Annotated in this window: 18 protein-coding genes and 1 pseudogene; 5 read left to right on the plus strand and 14 right to left on the minus strand. The window is 37.7% G+C overall.

Annotated elements, in window-relative coordinates; all coding sequences use genetic code 11:
- Window positions 1-118: 118 nt before the first annotated feature.
- From guaD to J690_RS21400, 6 genes are all read right to left on the minus strand, one after another.
- Window positions 119-1,444, minus strand: a complete 1,326-nt coding sequence (gene guaD / locus J690_RS21375) for a guanine deaminase (RefSeq protein WP_032038255.1) — start codon at window positions 1,442-1,444, stop codon at window positions 119-121.
- Between the two features lie 56 nt (window positions 1,445-1,500).
- Window positions 1,501-2,556 carry an aromatic ring-hydroxylating oxygenase subunit alpha gene (locus tag J690_RS21380; RefSeq protein ID WP_032038258.1) on the minus strand — a complete coding sequence of 352 codons (1,056 nt, stop codon included), beginning with the start codon at window positions 2,554-2,556 and terminating at the stop codon, window positions 1,501-1,503.
- Window positions 2,557-2,847: 291 nt separating this feature from the next.
- Window positions 2,848-4,008: a glutathionylspermidine synthase family protein gene (locus J690_RS21385; protein WP_032038260.1), complete on the minus strand. Its 1,161-nt coding sequence runs from the start codon at window positions 4,006-4,008 to the stop codon at window positions 2,848-2,850.
- Between the two features lie 21 nt (window positions 4,009-4,029).
- Window positions 4,030-4,395 (minus strand): hypothetical protein, encoded by a 366-nt coding sequence (locus J690_RS21390; RefSeq protein ID WP_001256722.1) that lies wholly within the window; start codon window positions 4,393-4,395, stop codon window positions 4,030-4,032.
- Between the two features lie 188 nt (window positions 4,396-4,583).
- The gene (locus J690_RS21395) at window positions 4,584-5,540 is read right to left on the minus strand and encodes a TerC family protein (protein WP_017386224.1); all 957 of its coding nucleotides are present in this window, start codon (window positions 5,538-5,540) and stop codon (window positions 4,584-4,586) included.
- A gap of 318 nt (window positions 5,541-5,858) precedes the next feature.
- Window positions 5,859-6,455, minus strand: coding sequence for a phosphatase PAP2 family protein (locus J690_RS21400; RefSeq protein ID WP_032038263.1), 597 nt, complete (start codon window positions 6,453-6,455; stop codon window positions 5,859-5,861).
- A 135-nt stretch (window positions 6,456-6,590) separates the two neighbouring features.
- Here J690_RS21400 and J690_RS21405 point away from each other — a divergent pair, with 135 nt between their 5' ends.
- Window positions 6,591-7,841: a low temperature requirement protein A gene (locus J690_RS21405; RefSeq protein ID WP_032038265.1), complete on the plus strand. Its 1,251-nt coding sequence runs from the start codon at window positions 6,591-6,593 to the stop codon at window positions 7,839-7,841.
- Between the two features lie 68 nt (window positions 7,842-7,909).
- Here J690_RS21405 and mpl read toward each other — a convergent pair whose 3' ends face one another.
- Complete coding sequence (gene mpl, locus J690_RS21410) at window positions 7,910-9,283, minus strand: UDP-N-acetylmuramate:L-alanyl-gamma-D-glutamyl-meso-diaminopimelate ligase (protein ID WP_032038268.1); 1,374 nt, start codon at window positions 9,281-9,283, stop codon at window positions 7,910-7,912.
- A 240-nt stretch (window positions 9,284-9,523) separates the two neighbouring features.
- Between mpl and J690_RS21415 the strand changes: the two genes are divergently transcribed.
- A complete protein-coding gene (locus J690_RS21415) occupies window positions 9,524-9,886 on the plus strand; it encodes a DMT family protein (RefSeq protein WP_075384089.1) in 363 nt (120 codons plus the stop codon).
- Between the two features lie 70 nt (window positions 9,887-9,956).
- Here J690_RS21415 and J690_RS21420 read toward each other — a convergent pair whose 3' ends face one another.
- The gene (locus J690_RS21420) at window positions 9,957-10,415 is read right to left on the minus strand and encodes a hypothetical protein (protein ID WP_032005988.1); all 459 of its coding nucleotides are present in this window, start codon (window positions 10,413-10,415) and stop codon (window positions 9,957-9,959) included.
- Window positions 10,416-10,643: 228 nt separating this feature from the next.
- On the opposite strand from J690_RS21420, the gene purE reads away from it, so the two are divergent.
- From purE to J690_RS21435, 3 genes are all read left to right on the plus strand, one after another.
- Window positions 10,644-11,159, plus strand: coding sequence for a 5-(carboxyamino)imidazole ribonucleotide mutase (gene purE, locus J690_RS21425; protein ID WP_002115451.1), 516 nt, complete (start codon window positions 10,644-10,646; stop codon window positions 11,157-11,159).
- Window positions 11,160-11,168: 9 nt separating this feature from the next.
- Window positions 11,169-12,290, plus strand: coding sequence for a 5-(carboxyamino)imidazole ribonucleotide synthase (locus tag J690_RS21430; RefSeq protein ID WP_032038269.1), 1,122 nt, complete (start codon window positions 11,169-11,171; stop codon window positions 12,288-12,290).
- Window positions 12,291-12,966: 676 nt separating this feature from the next.
- Window positions 12,967-14,259, plus strand: coding sequence for a lytic murein transglycosylase (locus tag J690_RS21435; RefSeq protein WP_032038272.1), 1,293 nt, complete (start codon window positions 12,967-12,969; stop codon window positions 14,257-14,259).
- A 63-nt stretch (window positions 14,260-14,322) separates the two neighbouring features.
- On the opposite strand, the gene J690_RS21440 is transcribed toward J690_RS21435, so the two are convergent.
- The 6 genes and pseudogenes from J690_RS21440 to grpE all read right to left on the minus strand — a co-directional run bounded on the left by J690_RS21440 (window position 14,323) and on the right by grpE (window position 20,536).
- Window positions 14,323-14,697, minus strand: coding sequence for a hypothetical protein (locus tag J690_RS21440; RefSeq protein ID WP_014207668.1), 375 nt, complete (start codon window positions 14,695-14,697; stop codon window positions 14,323-14,325).
- A 101-nt stretch (window positions 14,698-14,798) separates the two neighbouring features.
- Window positions 14,799-15,766, minus strand: a pseudogene (locus J690_RS21445) (M57 family metalloprotease).
- Window positions 15,767-15,903: 137 nt separating this feature from the next.
- Complete coding sequence (locus J690_RS21450) at window positions 15,904-16,809, minus strand: matrixin family metalloprotease (protein WP_032038278.1); 906 nt, start codon at window positions 16,807-16,809, stop codon at window positions 15,904-15,906.
- A gap of 329 nt (window positions 16,810-17,138) precedes the next feature.
- On the minus strand, window positions 17,139-17,582 hold the full coding sequence (locus J690_RS21455) for a hypothetical protein (protein WP_005037720.1): 444 nt from the start codon (window positions 17,580-17,582) through the stop codon (window positions 17,139-17,141).
- A gap of 340 nt (window positions 17,583-17,922) precedes the next feature.
- On the minus strand, window positions 17,923-19,863 hold the full coding sequence (gene dnaK, locus J690_RS21460) for a molecular chaperone DnaK (RefSeq protein WP_017386231.1): 1,941 nt from the start codon (window positions 19,861-19,863) through the stop codon (window positions 17,923-17,925).
- 118 nt (window positions 19,864-19,981) lie between these two features.
- A complete protein-coding gene (grpE, locus tag J690_RS21465; protein WP_032038281.1) occupies window positions 19,982-20,536 on the minus strand; it encodes a nucleotide exchange factor GrpE in 555 nt (184 codons plus the stop codon).
- Window positions 20,537-20,611 lie beyond the last annotated feature (75 nt).

Consider the following 20,611-nt stretch of genomic DNA (forward strand, 5'->3'; position numbering starts at 1 on the left):
GACGTTTCATGCACCCTTTGATGGCTGTGAAATTTTATCATTTTGCGGATTATGTCGATCACGCTTTAATGCAAGAGCGCATATTCCAAATAATAACAAAAACTTAACAATGCCTTTTTTATTTGGCTGTTTCTTTTTGATAAGCACGGTTTCCATAAATATAAGTCGCCTCAATATTACGGTCATCACCTAAAGTGAATAATGCAAACAGTGAATCTTCAACAGATTTGGATTTAGACTGGCGAAGTTCCTGTAATGCTGTTGGCTTGAGATTCAGTACCACAAAGTCAGCTTCTTTACCGACGTTGAAGTTGCCTAACTGATCTTGTAAATCAAGCGCTTTTGCTCCACCTAAAGTTGCATGATAGAGCGCTTCATAAGCTGAAAGTTTATCACCTTGTAACTGCTGAACCTTATAAGCTTCGTTAACGGTTTGCAGTAAACTAAATGATGTACCAGCACCGATATCTGTACCCAAGCCCACTTTCACTTGTTTTTCCCATGTTTTTTTCAATGGGAATAAACCACTGCCTAAGAACAGGTTTGATGTTGGACAAAATGCGATAGCCGATTGTGTATCATGCATACATTGCCATTCTTGATCTTCTAAGTGAACGCAATGCGAAAATACAGAACGTTTCCCAGTAAAGCCATAATGTTGATAAACATCTAAATAACCTGCTTGTTTAGGAAATAAAGATTTCACCCAAGCGATTTCATCTTTGTTTTCACTTAAATGGGTATGTACATAAACATCTGGAAATTCTTGTTTTAACTGCCCTGCTCTTTCTAACTGTTCAGGTGTAGACGTTGGTGCAAAACGTGGAGTAATCGCATAGAGAGCACGGCCCTTACCATGCCATTTCTCAATCAATGCTTTGGTGTCGCTGTAAGCTGTTTCTGGCGTATCACAAAGCGCTTCAGGTGCATGGCGGTCCATGAGTACCTTACCGGCAATTAAACGCATCTGAACGTGTTCTGCGGCTTCAAATAAGGCATCAACAGACTCAGGATGAACCGTACAGAAAATCAATGCTGTGGTTGTACCGTGTTTCAGTAGCTCTTGAACAAAGAATTGGGCAATTTCACTTGCATATGCTTTATCCTGAAACTGGGTTTCGGTTGGGAAAGTATAAGTATTGAGCCAGCTTAAAAGTTGTTCGCCGTATGCTCCAACCATTTCTGTTTGCGGGAAATGAATATGGGTATCAATAAACCCAGGTACAATCAATTGTTCTGGATAATGTTGAATCTCAACCCCAGCAGGTAGATGCTGCTGTGCATCTTCCCATGCACCAAACCATTTGATTTTTCCATGTTCACTAACCAATACACCATCTTCCAAATAACGCACTTGATTTGGAATATCAGTTGGCTCAGAGACAGTGTGTTGAATATCTAAAAAACGACCACGCACAACGGTGGTATTTGCGATCAATGACATGGAAAGCCTTTATATTTTCACTTTTTTCGATTGATTGTACCCCAGTTAGCCAATATTTAAACGGTATAACGTTTACTTAGTCCCCATTCAGCCAAAATCCGTCGATAAGTTGTTGATGAACGGTCTGCTTCAAAATGTGCTTCCATCATTAAATCAAGCGGCAGTTCTTCTGGTTTTTGTGATTCGACCATCTCTTGGTCTTCGGCAAAAATTTGCGCATTAAATGCATATACTTTGTCTAAATCGCCTGTTTGGTCAAAGTTACGGGTGAGTGGAACAAATAAACGGGTTTTATTGCTTGAAATAGGGCAACAGGCATTCAAGATTTTTAAGACCCCGCCTTCTGGAAAATCGACCGTGAGCACGGCTGAAAAAGGTGGATAAACCTCAAAAGTACGCTTCCATAAAAAACCTTCTGGTTCGAGATGTTTTAGTTCATGCGGATAATTACTGACATTGCTGATATAGACCGTTTTTAAACCATAGTCGGTACGTTCAGTGTGATATTTAGGGACGATGGGATTATCGCGATTTGCAAAGGCATTGTGATGTACCCACGCAAAATGAGCGACATCGATAAATCCTTCAAGTTGACGTCCACTAGAACCACCAATATCGACGAAAGGCGGTAAAATTGACTGATGCTCTGCATGGTCCCAAGTATCTAATATAGGAATATTGGCTTTAGCAATATCACGACCATGAATACTGGTCCAAATGAGACCATATCTTTGTACAACTGGAAATTTGGTCAGAGAAAAACGATCAGAAATTTTAGTTAGTTCGGGCTGAGCTGGTATTTGGGTACATTTCCCTTCGGTGTTATAGCGTAGACCATGATAAGGACAGACAATCTCCTCACCATCCACCCAACCTTTGGTTAATGGCACCCCACGATGTGGGCAAATATCTCGAACCAGATGAATTTCCCCACTTTCTGTTTTATATAACGCCATATTGACGTCTAGTAGCGTGACTCGTTGAGGTGCAGTAGAGACATCTTGAGTACGTGCGACGGGATACCAGTGAGTAGATAAAATTTCCCAATCTTTTGCTTCAAAACTGCTGTTACACGGCATGGCAAGGGGCGTTAAAGTTGGAATCGCATTCATGGCATCACTCCTTAAAAAAATCAGGGCTCTCACGAGCCCTTAAAATCTAGGCTTTTTTCTTTTTAGGAGATGCAAAGAGCTTGCCAATATTGATTTTTAATTGAAGAAATAAGAATAAAATTATTAAATTACATAATATTAAGTCATTATATTTTTGAATTTTTGTTCTAATTTAGCTTTAAAAATAAATACTCATTATCGCTATATACGTAAAATGCTCTGTTTGATTGCGAATCAAGCATAATAAAAAAGCACCTAAAAAGTGCTTTTTAAAATACCTCTAGGTACTTATTACTCGACAAAATAATGTGCTGCAAAGTGAGCATCATTACCAATAATGTCATAGCAATCTTCACGAATAGACATGCCGGCGCATTGATGTCCAACCATCCATAAACCGAGTGTAGGTAGTTGCCCTGAAAATAATGGGGTATCTACCCATTTCTGTACGACATAACCGTATTTGTCATAGTCATCAAAATAAAAGCTACCAGAAACCGCGCCTTGGTCATGGCCGTCTTGTAAAACTCGAATATTGGCCCCTTCCCTTGCCAAAATCGGCTTTTTCACCCATTTGCCAGACAACGCTTGTTGCGGGTCATAGGTATGGGTTTCGACCAACAATGGATGGTTTGGATAACGCTTCCAAAGCTCAACCAAAATCGCTTTATTTGAAAGTAACATTTTCCAGCAAGGTTCAATCCACTGTGTTTGTGGATGGATATATTGAGAAAAGGCTTCTTCCCAGATCCATTCCCATGGGTAGAGCTTAAATATGTTTTGAATGGGCTGATTATGAAGATCGACAAAGTCTTGCCCGTTCCAACCTATGTTTTCCATAGAAAGCTCGGAAACCTGTAGATGAGCTTGATAAGCGGTATCCATCAAGTACTCGAGATTTCCCCAGTCCTCCCTTCCAGCCTCCTGACAGGCAGCAAAATGCACATGGCTACCACGCGGTAAAATTGTCTTCCAGCGTTTAATCAGGTCTTCATGAATACTATTGAATTGATCTCGGTTTGCAATGCCTGAGACTTGTTCTATCCACAGCCACTGCGCGACAGAGGCTTCGAGTAAGCCAGTAGGTGTATCGGCGTTATATTCCAGCATTTTGATATTTCGTCCATCGTAAGCGAAATCAAAGCGGCCATACAGCATGGGGGCATTTTGTTTCCATGAATGTTCAATATGGTTTATAGCTGTTTCTGGAATTTGAAAATAAGCAGGATAGTCGCCCCGTTGAATGAGGTCTCCTACTACCGATAAACACATCTGATGCAGTTCATTTGCCGCATCTTCCAGTTGTTCAATCTGTTTAAGGGTAAACTCATAAGCAACTCCTTCAGACCAGTAAATTGAGCCATCAAGAGAAGGTAAATTAAAATAATCAAAACCAATATTTTGATGCTCCACTTGCCAGTCTGGTCGTGGAGTAAATATTTTTCTTTTCATATTAAGTGAATGCCTAAAGACTTAGCCGCCGAAAGAAAAACCGCTACGGCCAAAACCACCACGAATTGGGGATGAAGAAGACGCGCTTTTCGCTGTGCTTGAAATAACTGGTCGGCCTACACTCAAATTGCTGTAAGGATGTAAGGTATTGCCGCGAAAAGAAACTTCCCGATTATTTCGATAATACGCAGGACCTAAATAGCGACTACCAATATAGCTAGAACCATGTCCACTGGAGCTATTTTCTTGTTTACATGTTTCATTATTCCAGTCGCGAGCACAGTCATATTGGTTGTTATATACGTCTTGTACTAAAGGACCATCGTTATGGCTACATGCCGTGAGTAATAGAGGGACCACGACAAGATTAATTTTTTTAGAACGCATGAGACTCCACACATTTTAATAAGTATGTTCGGCATAAAATACCGAATAGCTATTATCTATTATGTTTCTGATTAGGAAAGATAAAATTTAAGTTGGCATATGATATTAACCTGTTTTTTTAAAGTACAGTCTATTTTGAAAATTTAGATAACAAGGCATCTCACGTGTAGATGCCTTGTTGTGATGAATTAAGACTGCAATTGCTTTTTGTTGTGTCGTAAAGAAAGGTAAGCAGTGATTGCTAACACTATTACGATAAAGCTTAACGAGATCCAGATTGGCATGTGGAATACATCAAGCAACAACATTTTTGCACCAATGAACAATAAAATGATGCCTAAGCCGTATGGTAAGTAATGCAATTTAGTTGCAGCGCCAGCAAGTAAAAAGAACATTGCGCGTAAACCTAAAATTGCCATTAAGTTCGCCGTTAAAACAATAAACGGGTCGCTAGTTACCGCGAAAATAGCAGGAATAGAATCTACTGCGAAAATCACGTCTGAAGCTTCAACCAAAATCAAAACTAGAAATAACGGCGTTGCCCACAATAAACCGTTTTGACGTACAAAGAATTTGTCACCTTCAAGCTGTGGTGTAATACGCATATGGTTACGTAACCATTTTAAGAGCTTGATATCTTCAATATTGGTTTCTTCATCTTGGCCTTTTAAGAACTTAAAGCCTGTATATACCAAAAACGCACCGAAGATATAAAGTACCCAAGAAAACTCTTGAACGAACCATGCACCAATAAAAATAAAGAGGGTACGCAGTACGATGGCACCTAATACGCCGTAGAGCAAAATTTTACGTTGTAGTGCAGCTGGAATAGCAAACGCTGCGAAAATCATTAACCAGACGAAAACGTTGTCAATTGCGAGGGACTTTTCGAGTAAGTAACCCGCAAAGTATTCCATAGTTTTTTGGTTTGCTAAGGTCACCCCAACTGTTTGTTGTAGGTAAAGCCATAAACCACCACCAAATAGGGCTGCGACGCTTACCCACGCCACACTCCAGTAAGCAGCTTGCTTAATTGAGACATCCTGACCTTGCTTTTGCTTAAAGCCTAAAAAGTCAATCAGGAGCATCACAATGACTATGCCAAAGAATGCTATGTACAGCCATAAATTGCCGATCGATTCCATAAATCCTCCATACATCCGGCAATTGGGCATAAAAAAACCTCGACCAGTTGCCAGATGAAGTAAACATCTGTTTCAACATGATCAAGGTCTTGCCTACATCATGAATTTCACGATGCTCAGATACCGACTTTTTAATAAAAGCGTATTGACGATATCTGACACATAACATTGCTGTTATGTTTGGAGGAGGCTACTCCCCTTGTCAAACTAAATTCTGTTTTGGATAAAACATATCCAATTTCACATAGAATGGCAGATTTTTTTGTATTACGCAACTGAACTTAATATCGTGCTTTTAACACAAAAAAGATCTACGCATTATTTAATCAAACCGCGGTCTAAAAGTGGTTTGCATATAATTTGGTAAAGGTGAATAAAGAATGCGGTCAAACTTGTACCGTAAGCATTCCAGAAGTAATAACCTGCCGTATTGACCAGTAGAGCGACAATAAAAGCCCCCAGCATGTCTAAAGGGAAATGCACACCTAAATAAATACGTGACCACGCTACCACAAATGACAAAAATAACAGAATGATTCCAATTATTTTGCGCTGAGCAAACAAATAAGATAAAGCAATGGTGCTAAAAATCAGCATATGATTACTTGGAAAAGATGCCGTTGGTGCATGTTCAATAAAAGTCGTACCCACACCCATTACAAACGGTCTTGAGTGATGGTAAAACAGAGAAATAACGTAACCGACTAAAAGTGATATGCAGGTTAAAAAGACAGATTTAATGACCCTATTTTTTAAATCTTGATCGCCATAAAACCATAAAAATATAAGGATGAATAAGAGAATATAGAGGAGATCATTAGCAAAAAAGATAGCAAGACGAATGATAAATTGACTCGCATCCTGAGCCCCATTAATCACATGGAATAAGCTAAGGTTGAGTGTTTCTAAAGACATTCATATTCCAAACAAGAACAAAAACGTGAGCTATGATAAAGAATTAAGCTTAAGGTCTTGATAAAGAATTGTCACAAAAATGAAATATAGTTTGTTTGTGAGTAAAGATTAAACAGCAGGTCTAGATAATTTTTAATGCGTGTTCTGGGTGTTAATATTAAAGTGTTAACGTGTTGGCACTTTATTCGAGAACGTTATTTTATGACTACTCAAGAAAAACAGAAAAAATTAAGCTTGAGGCCCCTATCCCCAAGAGATCCTGATCAGCAGCATAGAGCAGCGACTCCACTCGAATTATTGTTCGATTTAATTTTTGTGGTCGCGATTGCAACAGCGGGTCAGCAGTTACATCATGCAATTATTGAAAATCACCTCTGGCATGCATTACCAAGCTACCTGATGGTATTTTTTGCGCTGTGGTGGGCATGGATGAATTTTTCATGGTTTGCTTCGGCTTACGATAACGATGATGCATTGTATCGGTGCCTTACCTTTGTACAGATTGTAGGGTCATTGGTGATGGCAGCGGGTATCCCTGATGTATTTCGTAGTCAGGATTTTGATGTAATCATTATCGGTTATGTGATCATGCGCATGGCCTTAGTGACTCAGTGGCTCAGAGCAGCAAAACATGATCCTGAACGGCGAGTTACGGCTTATCGCTATGCAATAGGTATAGTCTTAGTACAAATTGGCTGGCTTGTGGCTAACTTTGCTCATGTACTTTCAATACCTCTATTTTTATTTCTGGTTGTAGTGGAATTATTTGTTCCAATCTATGCAGAAAAATATTCTCCAACGCCGTGGCATCCTCATCATATTGTAGAACGTTATGCCCTACTCACAATTATTGTGTTGGGTGAGTCGATTGTCGGCAGTTTTAATGCTATACGTGATGCTTTAGCCGCTCAGTCAATGAATATCCCTGCTATTTTCTTAATGGTCGGTGGATTGATGTTAATGTTTGCGATGTGGTGGGCTTATTTTGACCGTAGCGAACAACACCATCATGTTAAAGGTGTGCGCCCATTTGTTTGGGGATACGGTCATTATTTTGTTTTTGTCAGTATTGCTGCCGTAGGTGCTGCGCTTGCTGCCGCCGTTGATGTTACAACCCATCATGCGCATATTTCTGATTTATATATGGGAATAGTCGTTGCGGTGAGTGTAGTGCTTTATACCACCTGTATTTGGATACTTTATGAGTTCCAATGCTTATCTGGAATCACGAAATGGTTTTATCCAATCACAGCGCTCATTATTTTATGTATTCCGTTTATTTGTAATAACGTGGGATATAGTGTTTTTGCGATGGGCATTGTCTATAGTTTACGTTTAATGGTTTCTAATAAATTTATGGCCAATATAGAGCCAGAAAAGATTTAAAAGTCACTGATAAAAAAAATGGGTTTCAATTTGAAACCCATTTTTTATTGAATCATCTAAAGCGAAATTTAAGCAGCTTTTGCTTTTAATGCACTCATGAGTTTTTGATGTAAGCCACCAAAGCCACCATTAGACATAATCACAACGGCATCGCCCTCACCTGCTTCATTGACAATACGCTCAATAATTTCATCAAGTGAACGGCTTACTTGAGCGTGGTTAGAAGCAGCTTCAATTACAGGTTGTAAATCCCAATCTAAGCCTTCTGGCTGATACCAGATCACTTCGTCTGCTAAGCGTGCTGAATGTGCTAAGCCATCTTTATGACTGCCCATGCGCATGGTGTTTGAACGTGGTTCAATAATGGCCCATAAACGGCGTTCACCTAAGCGTTTGCGTGCGCCATCTAAAGTTGTGTCAATTGCTGTTGGATGGTGAGCGAAGTCATCATAAACCTCAATACCATTAACTGTGCCGAGTAACTCCATACGGCGTTTTACACCGCCAAAATTAGACAAAGCTTCACAAGCTTGTTCAAGCGTAACACCTACATGTTGAGCGGCTGCAATGGTTGCCAAAGCATTCGCTACGCTATGTTGCCCTGTCATGCTCCATTTAACTTCGCCAACGACATTGCCATTTTCGAGTACTTTAAAATGGCTGCCATCAATTGAAATTAATTCGGCAGAGAGAGCAGCTTTTTCATTTGCTTCTAGACTTGTACGAATTACTGGTGTCCAGCAACCCATTTCAAGCACTTCATCAATATGCGTTTCAGTAATTGGCGCAATAATACGGCCTTCACTTGGAATGGTACGCACAAGATGATGGAACTGCTTTTGAATCGCTGCTAGGTCATCAAAAATATCGGCATGGTCAAATTCAAGGTTATTTAAAATCGCCGTTTTTGGGTGATAGTGAACAAACTTAGAACGTTTATCAAAGAAAGCAGAGTCATATTCATCGGCTTCAACACAGAAGTATTTACCACCGCCTAAACGAGCACTTTCACTAAAACCAAGTGGAACACCACCAATTAAAAAGCCCGGATTTAAACCAGCTTGATCAAGTACCCAAGCTAACATGGTCGTAGTTGTTGTTTTCCCGTGAGTACCTGCGACACCAAGTACATGTTTACCTTGTAAAACATGATCGGCAAGGAACTGTGGACCAGAAATATATGGCAGGCCTTCGTTTAGCATATATTCAACAGCATCAATACCACGTTTCATGGCATTGCCGACAATAACCAAGTCCGGATGAGGCTGTAAATGACTACGGTCATAGCCTTGCATGAGTGTAATGCCTGCATTTTCTAACTGGGTAGACATCGGTGGGTAAACGTTTAAATCGGAACCAGTTACCTTATGTCCTAAATCACGAGCCAAAAGTGCTAAAGAGCCCATAAAAGTGCCACAAATACCCAAGATATGCAGATGCATTGCTCGCCTTCTCCACTGCTTTTGTACACAACATTAAAATGAATTGCTATGTGTGCATTATTGATAAATTTGCCAGCAAAGATAGCAAGGCTAAACTCGAAAAGATAGTCAAAAATCGTTGTTGTTCTATGTGTTTGAGACCCTAATAAAACTACAGCTTTATTTTTTAGATTTAAGCTGAATTACAGTTTTATCTTTTATAATGTTTTGTATCGTTAAAATACTTAAATCATCGTGATGATGAAGGATGTGCCTTTGAGCCCAACGGTTTTAGCTTTTACGCTATTAATTATTTCTAACTGCTTTATGACACTTGCATGGTATGGACATCTTAAATTTTTGCACCATGCTCCACTTTGGCAAGCGATTCTATTCGGTTGGATTATTGCCTTACTTGAATACAGTTTTATGATTCCAGCCACTCGTATGTTAAGCGCGCAAGGCTGGTTACTCGGTGAAATGAAGATCACTCAGGAAGTGGTTACATTGGTCGTGTTTGTACCTTTTATGATTTTCTTGTTTAAGCAACCCTTTAAACTCGATTACTTATGGGCGATGTTATGCCTATTTGGTTGTGTTTATTTCGTATTTAGAAGCCAGTAAGCTCCTATGGCTTGTGAATTAAATGATTTATTCTATTTAATAACAAGCCATAGTTAGTAGACATAACTATTTATTTAGCTGAATACTTACATGCTTTTTTTAGAATTTTAGAAAATTGCTGATCTCTTGGCGTTGGGTCTTCATAGTCAAAAGCATAATTACTGTCTGTTGTAGTTAAACTTAAGGCGCCATCAGGCTCAAAATTAGACATGGCAAAACCATAGGTCTGATCGTCACAGTAAATGCGATATTCAGTAATTGAATATAAATTTCCTACCTCAGTTGCTCCAAGATAATAACCAGTCATCAGAACTGGTTCTCTCTCATCAGTAGCAGATGTTCCAGTAACAATAAATTTCTCTTGGACTTTACCAGTTAATGCTCCACTTTTGATTTCTCCGTTATAACCTTTTTCTTTATTTAAAGTTTTAATGGTTTTTTGAAATTCATCGATGTTTAAATTTACTAAAGCCGCGTAACCCGTTGTTGTGCAAAGTGTGAGTGTTAGGGCTCCAAGAAATTTTTTCATTATTAAGCTCTTATTGATTTGATTAAGCGCGTTATATTAATAAAAATTGAGAATGTGTCACTGTTAAACCATGACATTTTTTGATGATATTAAAAATATTCACAGAGCTGGTCAGTTAAATTTTCGTGAGATGAAAAATCAGTCTATAATAATGGGCTTCCGAACTATTTAAAACTTGGCTCTCGTCGAGATTTATCTTCTTTTACTTTTGTCTCTGGAACATTAGCAATGAATGCGGCCGCAGCACAAGACGCTCAACCTCTCGTTGGAATTATTATGGGTTCTCAATCTGATTGGGCAACTCTCGAAAACACAGCCAATATGCTTAAACAGCTTGGTGTCCCATTTGAAGCGGAAGTGGTATCTGCTCATCGTACTCCAGATCGTTTATTTGAATATGCAGAAACTGCACGTGATCGCGGTATTCAAGTGATTATTGCCGGTGCAGGCGGTGCAGCGCATTTACCTGGAATGTGTGCCGCAAAAACTGATTTACCTGTTTTAGGTGTGCCAGTTAAATCATCAATTTTAAATGGTGTAGATTCTTTGCTTTCAATCGTACAAATGCCAGCAGGTATTGCGGTTGGTACTTTAGCAATTGGTCCAGCTGGTGCAACGAATGCGGCAATTATGGCTGCACAAATCTTAGGTTTAACTCGTCCTGAAATCGCAAAAAATGTTGCTGATTTCCGTGCTGCGCAAACTGACAAAGTTGCAAGCAAGAATATTCCGGGTCAGGTGTAAGAGGCTGAGATGGATAAAACTATCGGTATTTTTGGTGGTGGGCAACTGGGCCGTATGATGGCTCAAGCAGCGTTACCATTAAATATTCAATGTACTTTTTTTGAAGCAAATACAGATTGTCCAGCAGGTGTTTTAGGCCAAGTCTTTTCTAGCCAAGATGAGCAAGGCTTAAAGCAGTTTATTGAAAGTGCTGATGTTTTCAGTCTTGAGTTTGAAAATACACCCGTTGAAGATGTGGATGTTTTAACACAAACCAAAACATTGCACCCTCCCCGTGTTGCTTTAGCGACTGCGCAAAATCGTTTGTCAGAAAAAGCATTGTTTGATGAGCTTACTATTCCTGTTGCGCCGTATCGTGCTGTAGATAGCTTAGAAAGCTTGAAAAAGGCTGTTGCTGAGCTTGGTTTACCGATTGTACTTAAGACTGCAACTGGTGGATATGACGGTAAAGGTCAGTTTGTACTTCGTTCAGAAGACCAGATTGATACTGCTTGGGCTGAACTTGGTCCTGCAAAAAGTCTAGTTGCTGAAAGCTTTGTTAAATTCTCTCGTGAAGTTTCAATTATTGCGGTGCGCGGCCAAAATGGTGAGGTAAAAACTTGGCCACTGGCTGAAAATCACCACCATAATGGTATTTTATCGCATTCAATTGTTCCAGCACCGAATAGCGAAGCTTTGCAACCTGTGGCTCAAGACTACATTACTCGTTTGTTGAATCACCTTAACTATGTAGGTGTGTTAACTCTAGAGCTATTTGTGACAGAACAAGGCTTATGTGCAAATGAGATGGCACCGCGAGTGCATAACTCAGGTCATTGGTCCATTGAAGGCGCTGTTTGTTCTCAGTTTGAAAACCACATTCGAGCTGTTGCAGGACTACCATTGGGTTCAACAGATGTTGTTCGCCCAACGGTCATGATCAATATTATTGGTCAGCATCCTAAAACTGAGGATGTACTTGCCTTAAATGGTGCTCATCTTCATCTTTATAATAAGTCTGAACGTGCTGGCCGTAAGTTAGGCCATATCACTTTAATGCCTGTGGATAGTAATGAATTGACGAATTTATGCCGTCAATTAGCAGAAATTTTGCCAGAACCACTCGCTTTAACAGCAGATATGACCCTCTAAAGCATTTCTAATTCTAAAAAAAGCGATCTTCGGATCGCTTTTTTTATCTTTTAAATTTAAAAAATAATAAATCCTGAGTAATTTCTTGTTTGTGGATAACTTTTTATAGGAATTTTTGAATTTAAATATTGATGGTATTTTTTAAATTTAAAAAGTGAAGCTTGATTATTTTGAATTTAAAGTTAGTTATCCACAAGAGAGTTTGATTTGTAGCTGATGATAGAGCTCATGTTTTTTGAATTCAAAACTAGTGGTGTTTGCTGAAGTGTTTTAAATTTAAAATAACGCGGTAAGTTTGAATTTAAAAATATAGATTGTTTGGTTGATTGGATTTTTCGTGTCATCAAGAATAATGAAATATAGAATGGAATCAATAAATAGTGCTGTTTTTGCTCGATTGTGGATAAGTTTATCCACAGAAACGCCTGCGTGATAGTTTAAATTTAAAGAAGTACTTTTGAATTTAAACTTGAGTATCGTTTTTGAATTCAAAAACAATAATTTTGATCTAGAGAATTTTAAATTCAAAAATAAAGTAGAAAATTTGAATTTAAAACATGGGAAATGAATTTAAAGTAGAGATTATGAATTCAAATTTACGTTTTCTCTCTGAAATTTTGGACTCATAATGGTATGGTACTTACAAATTTAAATTTAAAAATCGAACTAGGATAATATGCGACGTTTTTCTTGTATTGTTGGCTCTGTATTTTTAGCGATGACTCAGGCTCAAGCAGAGCTCGTAATTAATGGTTCTACAATATCTAGCAGTGCTACTGTTCCAGTAGTGACGAGTGAAGATTATACGCCTAATAATAATTTCCAAAGCTGTTTGGCAAATTTACGTTCTCAAGCAATTGCTGCTGGAGTATCTGGTACAACTTATGATCGTTATACCCAAAACTTGACCCCAGATTATTCAGTTATTGATAAATTAAACTATCAACCAGAATTTTCGACGCCAATTTGGGATTATCTTTCTGGTCTAGTTGATGAAGAGCGCGTTGAGCTTGGTAAACAAAAACTGGCGCAACATCGAGATGTTTTAAACCGTGCTTCTCAAACTTACGGCGTGCCACCGGAAACAATTGTAGCAGTGTGGGGGGTTGAAAGTAATTTTGGTGATATTTCTGGAAAATATCCTTTATTACAAGCACTCGGGACTTTAAGTTGTGAAGGGCGTCGACAAAATTATTTCCGCACTGAGTTTTTTGCCACTATGCGTATTTTACAACGTGGTGATTTAACCGAAGATCAACTGAAAGGTTCATGGGCTGGGGCATTTGGTCATACTCAATTTATGCCATCTACTTATGAACGTTTAGCTGTTGATTTTGATGGAGATGGTCGCCGCGATTTAGTGTCGAGTACAGCTGATGCACTGGCTTCAACTGCCAATTTCTTAAATAAAGCAGGTTGGCAAACAGGAATGCCGTGGGGTTTTGAAGTCAAAGTTCCCCAAGGTATGTCAATTGATGGAGAAGGGCGACGTTCAAAGAAAGCTTTAAGTAGCTGGAGTGCACGAGGGGTGACCCGAATTGATGGTTCTCCACTTGTTCAAGGGGCTTTATCTAGCAGTACTTCAGCAGGTTTAATGGCACCTGCAGGTGTAAATGGTCCAGTATTTTTAGTATTTAAGAATTTTGATGCTATCTACAGCTATAACGCTGCGGAAAGCTATGGACTTGCGATTGCACATTTATCTGATCGTTTAAAAGGTGCTGGTCCATTTGTTTCGTCTTGGCCAACTGATGATCCGGGAACTTCACGTGCAGAACGTCGTGAAATCCAACAGTTTTTGATTAATCGTGGCTATGATATTGGTGCAGTTGACGGTCTTATTGGAGATAAAACCCGCGTAGCTATTCGTCAGGAGCAGACTCGTTTAGGTTTAAATCCAACAGGACGGGCAGGGCAGAAAATTTTACGCGCATTCCGTCAAGAACAAGCTCAGAAAATGATGCAATAAACTAGAAATAATAAAAAAGGTCTGCTCATGCAGACCTTTTTTATAGATACTTATATAAGATGATTACTCTAATTTAACTGCTTCCAAAATATCAAAAATAACTGACGTAACATCTTGGCTTAAATCACGATCATTAAAGATTTCATACGCAGTGATCGTGACATCAGTATCACTTGGTAATTGCTTTTGCTCTTCTTCAATTAAATGTTCAATCGGTAACAGAGTCTGTTTTACTTCAAGATGGAGAATATCTTTATATTCGATATTTTCATCCTCAAGCTCGATTTCATGCTCATTGAAAAAGGGAATTAGAATAGAATGAAGATACGGTTTAATTTCAATAATATCAAACAGTTCAATATCGCGAGTTTGTTCAATCGTGCTGATATGATCATTTACTTCAATCAGGATATGATAATAACTCATCTTGATCTCCATTCTATTTTCGTTAGCTCTTATGACCACAATAACATGACTTTGATATCAATTTCGATGTATCTACATAGAAATAGATACATCATTTTATATCAAGCTCTTAATTATTGAGGTAAAGCACTTAATAGATCACGGTCAGCATCCGTAAGTCCAGTGATTTTTTTGTCACCATCTTTACGTACTGAGTACATCAATGCATTTGGTTGATCGCTATGTTTTAAACCCAGCGCATGACCTAACTCATGAGCAATCGTTAAACGTAAATCATCAATAGACTTAAACTCATAAATCACAATTTGTTTGCCGTTGTAGATACCTTTCTTAAAGACATCCGCTTGAGCATTTTGCTTAAATTGGTTCAATGAATTATTAAACTCATTATTAATCTGATTAAAATGAGTCACTTTGACATTTAAGTCTTTAGCTTGCTGATTATATGCAGCAATTTCTTTCTTTAAAGCAACAGTTTGTTTTTGCAAATCTTTCTGAGTTTTAGCCAAAGATTTAGCGCTGTATTCAGGTGCTAATTTGCCTTGGTTAAGCTCCATCATTAGTTGGTCAAGATTTTTCAATTTGCCATTCAAAATCTGCTTCTTATTTTCAAGCTCAGACTGAGTTTGACCAAGGGTTTGCTTCAATTGCTTAATTTGTTGCTGTTCATCAATTACACGTTGCTGTTCTTGTTGGAACTGAGCTGCGATTTTTTGACGCTGTTCAGAACGGCTTTGACTATTATCGTAAACTAAACGAATTTCTAACTTTGCATTTGGATCATAAGTAAAATAATCCTGTCCAGTACCTTGTTTCCAAATGTCCGCAGCTTGTTGACTAATTTGAATTAATTGGTCTTGGCTTAAACCAAAACGTGGATCAATATCAGCAATTTTGTAAGTCAAATGTTGACCTGCTTTTTGCTGGATTTGAGTATGAGCTGGAGTTGCAAGATTAGCATTAGCCTGAAAATTAGAAAAAGCAAAGGCTACGCCTAATAACAAAGATGTTAAACGCATAATCGAAGGGGGAGATTTTAAAAAAAACGTATTATAAGAATATAAAATGAAAAATCAATCAAAAAATGTACAAATCAGGAAAATAAATGAGACTTTAGTCTCATTATTTTTTAACAAATGCCAAATTATTTTTTAGAAAAAATTTAATATATTCCTTTTTATTTAGTTTTTTTAATCATTTAACTTTAACGATTTTTCCTTAATTTGGTCTATAAATTGAACCTAATAAATCTAAATCTGAATCTGTTAATTTAAAGTTATGAATATCTTGCTCTTTTAACCGTGGATACATTAAGGATTTAGGGTCAGTAGTATGTTTTAGGCCTAATGCATGGCCGAACTCATGAGCAAGGGTCAAACGTAAGTCATTTAAAGAAGCATAGCCGTAAATCTGGATTTGGTTTTGACTGAATAAACCTTTATGGAAGGGTTGAATACTAGTTTGCTGCTCTAGTTTGAATTGTGTTTTTAAAGCGCTTAAATCACTTTGCTCTCGATTTATCTCTTTAATTTTTAAGTTAAGTGATTGAATCTTAAGATTTAGAGTGTTGGATTCATTTTGTAAATCTTCCGATTTTTGCTTTAGTTGTTTTTGCCATTCTTTTAAATTATTGGCACTAGAGTACTGCTGTTCTCCTTGATTAAAGCGCGTTACATCTTGTTGATATTGTTCAAACTCCGATTTTAGATTGGCCTTTTTCTTGTTTAAATCACTTGATAGTTGAGCAACTTGCTGTTTGTTTAGAACAATTTCTTCATTTTTAATGCGCCAAGCTTCCTGCTTTTGCAAAAGTGCATCCAAATTGTTTTGTTGTTCATCTTTAAGCATTTGATGATCATCATAGATTAAGTTAATTGACAATTGAGCCTGTGAATCATAAATGAAATAGGTCTTCCCAGTTTCTTTTTGCCAGATTTCAGCAGCTTGCTGACTTACCTCGACTAATTGTTCTTTAGTAAGTTGAAATCGTTGATCAATAAAAGCAATTCGGTATTTTAAAGGCTGATGAGATGAATTAATTGGCAGATTGCTTTGAGCAAAAAGTGTTGTTTGTAAGCCCATGCATAAGCATAAGCTCAATCCCCACCATAGAAATTTTTTCATGGCAAAATAAAAAATATAAATAAATCTTATTGTTAGCTACTTAATTTAATTCGTCAAAACGATAAAAATCTCAATAGATTAGGTGAGGTTTGTGATATTGGTCGAAAAATTAAAAAAGATGTTCTCAGACTTGGCAATAATCAAATAATTAATGTAGTAAATAACAGTGGTTTTTTAACAAAAAAATATTATTTAAAATTAAATATTTAGTTTTTATCATTGATCTTTCTGACAGAAATTTTTGAATAATATTATTAAAAAACTTATTGTTACTTTTTGTAAACAATAAAAAACCGCGCCTAAGCGCGGTTTTTTATTAAAGAAACAAATTATTTTTTGTCATCTTTAACTTCAGTGAACTCAGCGTCTTTTTTAAATAAAGGTTGGTAGAGGCTAGGTACAACTAAAATGCCCCAAATTAGTGTAGAGAGAATATTGCCTAGCTCATAAAAAATAGCACTTAGACCAGACATTAATGTCCAATAGTAACTCGGTAATAAATAAATGAGTAAAATTGGGAAAAAAGTATAAATATATAGTTTCCTCGCCCATTCTTTGAATAGAAGCAAACCAATGAATATGATCAAAAAAATAATTGAAAGAAGACAAGTAATGGCTAATTCCCAGTTTTGGGGATCTATTGATAACGTCTCATTGATTGAGATAAACGTTTCATCATAGGCATCAAATGTTGCACTAAAAATGGCGAAGAGTAGAGAAAAAATAAGCATTAATCTAAATTTGGTTTTTGTGATAATTGGTTCGATTTTCATTTTTTATAGCGTGATATTTTAATGTTTTAGATTATATATAATATTCTATCTGTATCAAATTGATATAGTCTGATTGACTAAAGTTGAATGTACATAATCCTAGCAATTACTTGTCAACAATGTATACAGCTGCAGTAGTTAAGATACTGAAATAAAATGATTACCGATAAATAAAATGTGAAGGAAGTTACACGCCGAAAATACTTACTTGAAGCATCTCATTCAGCATGGAGTACGATTTCATCATCTGAGGCAAAATTTAAAAATCCAATACTTGAGAATAACAGGATTTATCTTAAAAAAACCGCGCCTAAGCGCGGTTTTTTATTAAAGAAACAAATTATTTTTTGTCATCTTTAACTTCAGTGAACTCAGCGTCTACAACACCATCATCTGCTTTTTGTTGACCCGCATCACCACCTTGGAATGCATTTGGATCAAAGCCTTCAGCACCACCAGCTTGTTGCGCTTGTTCATAAGCACGTTGAGTGATAGGCATCAAGATGTTTTGTAAAGCTTCAGTTTTCGCTTTGATATCTTCTACATCATTTTCTTTTGTTGCTGCTTCAAGTTCAGAAACAGCAGTGCTTACAGCTGTTTTTTCATCTTCAGTAATTTTATCACCAAGATCTTTAACAGCTTTGTTCGAGCTTGAAATTAATGCATCAGCTTCGTTACGAGCTTTTGCAAGTTCTTCAAACTTACGATCTTCTTCAGCATTCGCTTCAGCATCTTTAATCATTGCTTCGATTTCAGCATCAGACAAACCTGAGTTCGCTTTAATCTGGATCGATTGCTCTTTACCAGTGCTCTTATCTTTAGCAGATACTTTCAAGATACCATCAGCATTGATGTCGAAAGATACTTCAATTTGTGGCACACCACGTGGAGCAGGTGGAATGTCACCTAATTGGAAGTTACCCAACAATTTGTTTTGTTGAGCCATCTTACGTTCACCTTGGTAAACAGAAATGTCTACAGCAGGCTGGTTGTCAGCAGCAGTAGAGAACACTTGTGATTTCTTCGCAGGAATCGTCGTGTTTTTCTCAATGATTGGTGTTAATACACCACCCATTGTTTCAATACCTAAAGTTAATGGTGTTACGTCTAATAAAAGAACGTCAGTTTTGTCACCAGACAATACCGCACCTTGAATCGCAGCACCGATTGCAACTGCTTCGTCAGGGTTCACGTCTTTACGTGGCTCTTTACCAAAGAATTCTTGTACTTTTTGTTGTACAAGTGGCATACGAGACTGACCACCAACCAAGATCACGTCAGAGATGTCTGAAGTCGAAAGACCAGCATCTTTAAGTGCGATTTTACAAGGCTCAATAGTGCGAGCAACTAAATCAGCAACTAAACCTTCAAGTTTCGCACGTGTTACATTGATCACTAAGTGTTTAGGACCAGTTGCATCTGCAGTGATGTATGGAAGGTTGATTTCAGTTGCATTTGATGAAGAAAGCTCGATTTTTGCTTTTTCAGCAGCTTCTTTCAAACGTTGTAACGCAAGTGGATCATTTTTCAAGTTCACACTTTGTTCTTTCTTAAATTCTTCAACTAAGAATTCAATTAAGGCGTTATCAAAGTCTTCACCACCAAGGAAAGTATCACCGTTTGTTGATAACACTTCGATTTGTTGGTCGCCATCAAGGTCTGCGATTTCAATGATTGATACGTCAAAAGTACCACCACCTAAGTCGTAAACTGCAACTTTACGGTCGCCTTCTTTTTTGTCCATACCGAACGCAAGTGCAGCAGCAGTTGGTTCGTTAATGATACGTTTAACGTCTAACCCAGCGATTTTACCCGCATCTTTAGTTGCTTGACGTTGAGCATCGTTAAAGTAAGCAGGAACAGTAATAACTGCTTCAGTAACTGTTTCACCTAAATAGTCTTCTGCAGTTTTCTTCATCTTTTTCAAGATTTCAGCAGAAACCTGTTGAGGCGCTAATTTTTTATCGTTTACTTCAACCCAAGCATCGCCATTGTCTGCTTTGATGATTTTATAAGGTACAAGACCGATATCTTTTTGTACCGCTTGATCTTCATAACGACGACCAATTAAACGCTTGATAGCGAATAATGTATTTTTCGGGTTAGTTACTGCCTGACGCTTAGCACTTTGACCTACTAAGATCTCGCCATCTTTATAAGCAATGATCGATGGAGTTGTACGTGCGCCTTCAGCGTTTTCGATTACTTTTACTTTATCGCCTTCAAGTACAGCAACGCATGAGTTGGTAGTACCTAAGTCAATACCAATAATTTTTGCCATGTGACGTTTTCCTCAAAAATTCTTTTGCAATGTTTTTGCTTGTTATCCGATATGAGAGTGAATCTATTTTTTTCAAGCGTTTTAGCGAAAAAAAATCTAAAAACTCTCAAAAAATTATTTATTGACCAACCATAACCATAGCAGGGCGCAATAAGCGACCATTTAATGTATAGCCCTTTTGTAAAACGCTACCGATTTCATTCGCTTTAGCATTTGGGTCAATACCGACAGCTTGATGTAAATCTGCATTGAAGCCATTTTTTGTATCAGCTTCTACAACACCAAATTTTTCAAGTGTGGTTAACAGCGACTTCAAGGTCAGTTTAATACCTTCAAGTACTGGCGTTTCTTCATCACCAGCCGCTTGAATTGCACGCTCTAAATTATCAACAGAATCTAGTAATTCTTTTGCAAATTTTTCAAGCACAGTCTCTTTATGCTTGTCAGACTCACGTTGAATACGCTCTACACTTTTTTGTGCTTCGTAAACTGCATTTGCAGTACGTGCTTTTTCAAGTTTTAGGCTTTCTTCTAATTTGATGATTTGCGCTTGTAAAGATTCAACGGTAACGTCGTTTGCTTGCTCTACACCTTCAGCCTGAGTTTGCTCATTAGATTGCTCTGCTTGCTCGTGTTGAATGTCTTGAGCTTGCTCATTTTGCTCATTAGCCATTGATGATCTCCGTTTAAATGGGTTTTTAAACATGTACAGTCCTTTTGGCATCAGCATTTACTGGGTAAAACCTGA

It is taken from the genome of Acinetobacter sp. 742879 (assembly GCF_000588535.1).
Classification (GTDB): domain Bacteria; phylum Pseudomonadota; class Gammaproteobacteria; order Pseudomonadales; family Moraxellaceae; genus Acinetobacter; species Acinetobacter pittii.

What these genes read in the sequence shown, in the direction of transcription:
- J690_RS21430 (WP_032038269.1), top strand. Translation starts at nt 11,169, where the DNA reads ATGGATAAAACTATCGGTATTTTTGGTGGTGGGCAACTGGGCCGTATG.
- purE (WP_002115451.1), top strand. Translation starts at nt 10,644, where the DNA reads ATGAATGCGGCCGCAGCACAAGACGCTCAACCTCTCGTTGGAATTATT.
- mpl (WP_032038268.1), bottom strand. Translation starts at nt 9,283, where the DNA reads ATGCATCTGCATATCTTGGGTATTTGTGGCACTTTTATGGGCTCTTTA.
- guaD (WP_032038255.1), bottom strand. Translation starts at nt 1,444, where the DNA reads ATGTCATTGATCGCAAATACCACCGTTGTGCGTGGTCGTTTTTTAGAT.
- grpE (WP_032038281.1), bottom strand. Translation starts at nt 20,536, where the DNA reads ATGGCTAATGAGCAAAATGAGCAAGCTCAAGACATTCAACACGAGCAA.
- J690_RS21440 (WP_014207668.1), bottom strand. Translation starts at nt 14,697, where the DNA reads ATGGAGATCAAGATGAGTTATTATCATATCCTGATTGAAGTAAATGAT.
- J690_RS21390 (WP_001256722.1), bottom strand. Translation starts at nt 4,395, where the DNA reads ATGCGTTCTAAAAAAATTAATCTTGTCGTGGTCCCTCTATTACTCACG.
- J690_RS21380 (WP_032038258.1), bottom strand. Translation starts at nt 2,556, where the DNA reads ATGAATGCGATTCCAACTTTAACGCCCCTTGCCATGCCGTGTAACAGC.
- J690_RS21400 (WP_032038263.1), bottom strand. Translation starts at nt 6,455, where the DNA reads ATGTCTTTAGAAACACTCAACCTTAGCTTATTCCATGTGATTAATGGG.
- J690_RS21420 (WP_032005988.1), bottom strand. Translation starts at nt 10,415, where the DNA reads ATGAAAAAATTTCTTGGAGCCCTAACACTCACACTTTGCACAACAACG.
- J690_RS21450 (WP_032038278.1), bottom strand. Translation starts at nt 16,809, where the DNA reads ATGAAAAAATTTCTATGGTGGGGATTGAGCTTATGCTTATGCATGGGC.
- J690_RS21415 (WP_075384089.1), top strand. Translation starts at nt 9,524, where the DNA reads ATGAAGGATGTGCCTTTGAGCCCAACGGTTTTAGCTTTTACGCTATTA.
- dnaK (WP_017386231.1), bottom strand. Translation starts at nt 19,863, where the DNA reads ATGGCAAAAATTATTGGTATTGACTTAGGTACTACCAACTCATGCGTT.
- J690_RS21435 (WP_032038272.1), top strand. Translation starts at nt 12,967, where the DNA reads ATGCGACGTTTTTCTTGTATTGTTGGCTCTGTATTTTTAGCGATGACT.
- J690_RS21395 (WP_017386224.1), bottom strand. Translation starts at nt 5,540, where the DNA reads ATGGAATCGATCGGCAATTTATGGCTGTACATAGCATTCTTTGGCATA.
- J690_RS21385 (WP_032038260.1), bottom strand. Translation starts at nt 4,008, where the DNA reads ATGAAAAGAAAAATATTTACTCCACGACCAGACTGGCAAGTGGAGCAT.
- J690_RS21405 (WP_032038265.1), top strand. Translation starts at nt 6,591, where the DNA reads ATGCGTGTTCTGGGTGTTAATATTAAAGTGTTAACGTGTTGGCACTTT.
- J690_RS21455 (WP_005037720.1), bottom strand. Translation starts at nt 17,582, where the DNA reads ATGAAAATCGAACCAATTATCACAAAAACCAAATTTAGATTAATGCTT.